Below are 4571 nucleotides of genomic sequence, written 5' to 3' on the forward strand. Positions count from 1 at the left end.
CCATGCCCACGACCACCACGGGCGGCTGCCCGCCCGGCCGCGGTATCCCGGCCCGGTCCACACCGGCCCGCAGCGCCGCCGCGACCCGGTCCGCGACCGCCGCCCGCTCCGACTCCGCACGCAGCCCGAGCAGCACCAGCACCCGGCCCTCCACGGGCCGCACGCCGAGCAGCACCGGCACGCCCAGCGTGGCCAGCTCCTCCGAGATCGCCCGGGCCGGAACGGCCCAGCCGCCCCCACCCGGGGACAGCGCTTCCCCGAGCCGCATGACCACCGGCAGCAGCGGCCCCTCGCCCGGCCGGAAACCCAGCACGCGGGCCTGCGCCGGGGCGTCCTCGGCCGTCACCCGGCCCTCGGCGAGGTCGGTGAGGAAGTCGCCCCGCCCACGCGCCACCAGCTCCTCCTCCTGGCGGGCCTGCATCAGCACCACGGCCAGGATGCCCGCGGCCCGTTCGGCCGCCATCCGGTGCACCGGCGCCAGAAGAGTACGCACCGGCAGCAGGACGAGACGCGCCCGGACGCCCCCGCTGCCGGGCCCGCCGCCCGGCACGTCCACCAGGACCGACCCCGCGAGCGGCGGCTCGTCCTTGTGCTGGCCGCGCAGCCCTTCCCACACCTGGAGCGGGTCCGCGCCCTCGGGCCCGGCTCCGGCGGCGTACAGCAACTGCCCGTCCGCCGTCTCCAGGAACACGGGGTTGCCGGCGAAGTCGGCCAGGATGCCGAGCACCTGGGGCACCCCGCCACCGCCCAGCACGGCCTGCGTGCACCGCCGGTGCACCTCCTCGGCCCGCTGCAGCAGCGCGTAGTGGCCGTTGACGATCTCGGTGTGTACCTCCTCCGTGACCGTGACGAACGGCACCTCGCGGTGCAGTTGGACCAGCGGCAGTCCGGCCGCGCGTGCGGTGTCGACAAGAGCGGCGGGCAGCCGGGTGAAGCGCGGGCCGAGCTCCACGACCAGGGCCGCGATGCCGCGCTCGGCCAGGGTGCGCACGAACGCCCGCTGTTCGGCGGGCCGGGTGCCGAGGCCGTAGCCCGTGGTCAGCAGCAGCTCTCCGCCCTTGAGCAGCGAGGCGATGTGCGGCACCTCGCCCGCGTGCACCCAGCGCACGGTCCGCCCGAGCCGCTCGGCCCCCGCCAGCACCTCGGGCAGCCCACTGCGCAGCCCCGGCAGCTCCAGCGCCCGCCGCACGGTGATCCCGGCGCCCTGGGTGTCGTGCGCGCTGTCCGTCCCGCTGTCCATGTGCCGGACGCTACCCGCGCGGGTGCCTCCCGGACATCTCCGGAGGGGCAGCGGGACGATCACCGGCCGGATCTCGTCGTGGATCTCCCCGGATTACGAGGTGATCGGCCGGGTAGGGCGCCGTCATGGACATGAGCGTGGTCGCGATGGGGCGGGAGGACGACAGTCCGGTCGAGGAGCCGTTGCGGTCCGCGGTGCTCGCCGACCGGCTTGGGTACCGGGAGGTGTGGGCGGGCGAGGGACGACGAACTCCTCCCATTCACGCGGAAATATTCTGCCCATGGCACGGGTGATCCACTCGATTTCGAGTCTCGTCCCGCCGGTGACCGCGCCCAATGCCATCGCGATCACCCGCCCGGGAAACGCTTGGGCGTACACCAGACCCAAACTGACGCCCCACGAAAGGCCGGAAACGAGCCATCGTTCGATACCGAGATGTTCACGAAGACGCTCGATGTCGTCGAGGATGTGCGCCGTCGTGTTCACGGTGAGATCGACGTCCGGGCCACTCGCGAGAGGAAGGCTGCGCCCACAGCCTCGTTGATCGAACAGAACTGCGCGAAAGGTTTCGGGATCGAAAAAACGCCTGGCACCGACAGTGCATCCGGAACCAGGGCCACCGTGGAGATAGAGAACCGGGATGCCGGCCGGATTCCCGACGGTCTCCCAGTAGAGGCTCTGACCATCCGACACTTCCAACAACCCCGACTCGTATGGTTCGACGGCCGGGTACAGGACAGCGCTCATAGGCGGTAATTCTTCCATCAACCGACGTGTCCGGTAAGCAGCACGCGTGCGGGCTATGGCCTAGCGTGGACAGGACACCACTGCGACGGGAGTACACCAGATGCGTGATGGGTTCAGGTTGCCGGGGTACGGCGGCGCCGCAGTCTTCCTTCGCAGTCATGCGGTTCCCGCCGCTGTCTTCGAATCCGACGTACCCACACTCGTTTTCGACGTAGGCCTGCTCAGCCCCGATCGATTCAATCAGTATCTCAGCAGACACACCGACGAAGGATTTGTCGAACGGCTGGCGGCGTTCTTCTTTCACGCGGCCGCAGACTTTCATCCCGAGAAATCGCTTCCGGCGTTCACCGACGAACGACTCGGACTGATGATCTCGGTCTGTTCCAGCACCGATCGGGAGGTGGAACTCGACTTCTCACTCGCCGAGGATCCCGAATCGGAGGACACCGAACGCGACGAGATGACCTTCGAGACAAGCCGAGTCGTCCTCGCGACCTCGGCTCAAACGGTTTCTCGACTCACCGGTGGAGTAACCACCCACTTCGACGGAGAGTGGTGACGACATGGGTTTCCTCTTCGAGGTTCTCGATTTTCCCGACGGCAGTCGGATGACCGACCTGTGGAACAACACGTGGGCCGAGCCAGCGATCGGAGAGGAGATCGCGTCCGGCCACTTCATTCACTTCGGAGACGATCAGCACGTCGACGTGGAGACAGATTTTCTCAGTAGCCACCTCCCCTTCAACGTGGCAGGCTTCGGCGGAGTCTTTCCCGACGGCAAACCCTGGATGTTCGTCATGCAGAAGGCACCGGCCGACCTCGCGACCAGGCTGCGCGGTGAGGACGATCCACACTCGCTTCTGCGCGGATCACTCGACCGCGCCATGTCTTTCAACCGCGATGCACTGGTGGCCGAGGAATTGTCCTGGAGGCATGGCGATCTGGTGAAGGTATACGAGGAAGAGGGCATCCCAGCAGCATCCATCGCCGGCTGGTCGGCCGCGGACCTCCTGCGCGGCCTCTTGGCGCAGTGTTGCAACGTCGAACTTGCCGCCGTCGTCGCCGGATACCCCGAATGCGCCTACCCCGAATCGGCGCATGCGTGCGAAACCGACGTGTTCTCCGACGTGTTCGCCGGTTGGGTCAGCGGACAGCGGTGACGCGGTACAGGAGACTCCTGTCGCAACCTATTTCGACACGTGATCTATGCGTGACAGCGATGGTAGTCGGGCTTGTACCCAGGAACGCCGTCCGGCACAGTGATCATCCGAGGTAAGGATTGACACCTCCGACGAGCGAAATGCATGAGCAGTGATGACTGCGATCTACAGTTGCAGCGGACTCGACTCGTGTCCCAGCTGATGGCCACCGGGGTTATAACCCGGTGGTCATCAGGGCGCGGAGGCCGCTGCATCGCTCGATCACACGATCAGGCTAATCTCGGTCTGTGAGTGAGGATGATAGTGAGCTACGTGCGCGGCGCTTGACCGCACGCGGTGCCGCGACCCGAACGCGGATTGTCGAGGCTGCCGATCAGCTGATGTACGAGCGAGGTGTGGCCTCCACAACCTTTGCTGACGTCCGCGCTGCAAGTGCCACGTCGAAGTCACAGCTTTATCATCATTTCGCCGACAAAGATGCACTTGTCAGGGCGGTCATCGAGGCTCGTGGCGACGCCGTACTCACTCACCAGCGCCGACGCCTAGCCAGGGTGAAGTCTTTGCATGGTCTCGAAATGTGGCGTGACGAGCTGGTCAAACGCAACGCGCTTCGGAACGGAGCGTATGGTTGTCCACTCGGGTCCCTGGCCAATGAGATTGCAGATCACGACGAGGACTCACGCCGAGCGATTGCCGCCCACTTCGAGGCATGGACCCAACTGCTGGTCGATGCGATGGACGAGTTGAAGAGACGCGACGTCCTGCGACCGGATGCGGATTCCCGGGCGATGGCGAGCGGGCTTCTGGCTGCCGTACAGGGAGGATATCTTCTCGCCAAGACAGCCCGCAACGTTCGTCCTATGCAGGCAGCGCTCGAGATGGCGATCGGGCCGGTGCTTTCGAGACCCGCGCGTGCTCGGCCTCGGCAGCGGCGAAGTGGTCGTACAGACCGAGTTCGCGAAGTTCCAGTTGGCTCTGTTCCGGAATGTCGGCGAGAGTGCCGAGACCCTGGCGTTGTTCACTCATCATCGTGATGACACCGTCGATCGACTCCGCGTCGGCGGCCGCCAAGGCGACTATCCGCTTCGGCTTGATGAAGATTCCGCAGACGACGCCGGCGAGCAGGCAGGCCGCGATGCCGACCAGCAGGCTGTACGCCTGGGCCAACGACGGCTCGCTGACGACCCGTTCGAACAGTGCTTGGGCTGCGAGAAGAGCCGAGGCGCCGACGACACTGCCGACTGCGACAGAGATCGCGAGGTGTCGACCGTTGACGGTGTCGCCCCAGACTTCGAGGTATGTCTGCTGCTCGGTCGGCTCGGTTGTGGTCCTCCGACACGGACATCCAGAACGAGATCTTCATCCAGGTCTTCAACTCGGGTGACGGCGAACTGTTCAACCGCCTCTACCTCGACGACTCCGTG

At 66.2% G+C, this 4571-nt stretch carries 4 protein-coding genes and 3 pseudogenes; 4 read left to right on the forward strand and 3 right to left on the reverse strand.

From position 1 onward, the window contains the following. A partial coding sequence (locus ABT116_RS39860) for a PucR family transcriptional regulator ligand-binding domain-containing protein (protein ID WP_351644808.1) occupies positions 1 to 1240 on the reverse strand: 1240 nt, incomplete at its 3' end. 125 nt (positions 1241 to 1365) lie between these two features. On the opposite strand from ABT116_RS39860, the pseudogene ABT116_RS51065 reads away from it, so the two are divergent. Beyond that, positions 1366 to 1482, forward strand: a pseudogene (locus ABT116_RS51065) (LLM class F420-dependent oxidoreductase); the annotation flags it as partial. Between the two features lie 142 nt (positions 1483 to 1624). Here ABT116_RS51065 and ABT116_RS51070 read toward each other — a convergent pair. Next, a pseudogene (locus ABT116_RS51070) lies at positions 1625 to 2005 on the reverse strand (alpha/beta fold hydrolase); the annotation flags it as partial. A gap of 82 nt (positions 2006 to 2087) precedes the next feature. Between ABT116_RS51070 and ABT116_RS39870 the strand changes: the two are divergent. The 3 genes and pseudogenes from ABT116_RS39870 to ABT116_RS39880 form a co-directional block, all read left to right on the forward strand. Then, positions 2088 to 2546 carry a hypothetical protein gene (locus ABT116_RS39870; RefSeq protein ID WP_019745870.1) on the forward strand — a complete coding sequence of 153 codons (459 nt, stop codon included), beginning with the start codon at positions 2088 to 2090 and terminating at the stop codon, positions 2544 to 2546. A 4-nt stretch (positions 2547 to 2550) separates the two neighbouring features. Further along, positions 2551 to 3147, forward strand: coding sequence for a hypothetical protein (locus ABT116_RS39875; protein WP_351644813.1), 597 nt, complete (start codon positions 2551 to 2553; stop codon positions 3145 to 3147). Positions 3148 to 3434: 287 nt separating this feature from the next. Further along, positions 3435 to 3965 (forward strand): annotated as a pseudogene (locus ABT116_RS39880) (TetR/AcrR family transcriptional regulator); the annotation flags it as partial. A 40-nt stretch (positions 3966 to 4005) separates the two neighbouring features. On the opposite strand, the gene ABT116_RS39885 reads toward ABT116_RS39880, so the two are convergent. Further along, positions 4006 to 4314, reverse strand: coding sequence for a hypothetical protein (locus ABT116_RS39885; RefSeq protein WP_351644818.1), 309 nt, complete (start codon positions 4312 to 4314; stop codon positions 4006 to 4008). Positions 4315 to 4571 lie beyond the last annotated feature (257 nt).

This window comes from Streptomyces sp. NPDC002130, assembly GCF_040296465.1.
Lineage (GTDB): Bacteria > Actinomycetota > Actinomycetes > Streptomycetales > Streptomycetaceae > Streptomyces.

Bases quoted from the DNA above. Each gene is read 5' to 3' on its own strand.
- ABT116_RS39870 (WP_019745870.1), top strand. From the start codon at position 2,088: ATGCGTGATGGGTTCAGGTTGCCGGGGTACGGCGGCGCCGCAGTCTTC.
- ABT116_RS39875 (WP_351644813.1), top strand. From the start codon at position 2,551: ATGGGTTTCCTCTTCGAGGTTCTCGATTTTCCCGACGGCAGTCGGATG.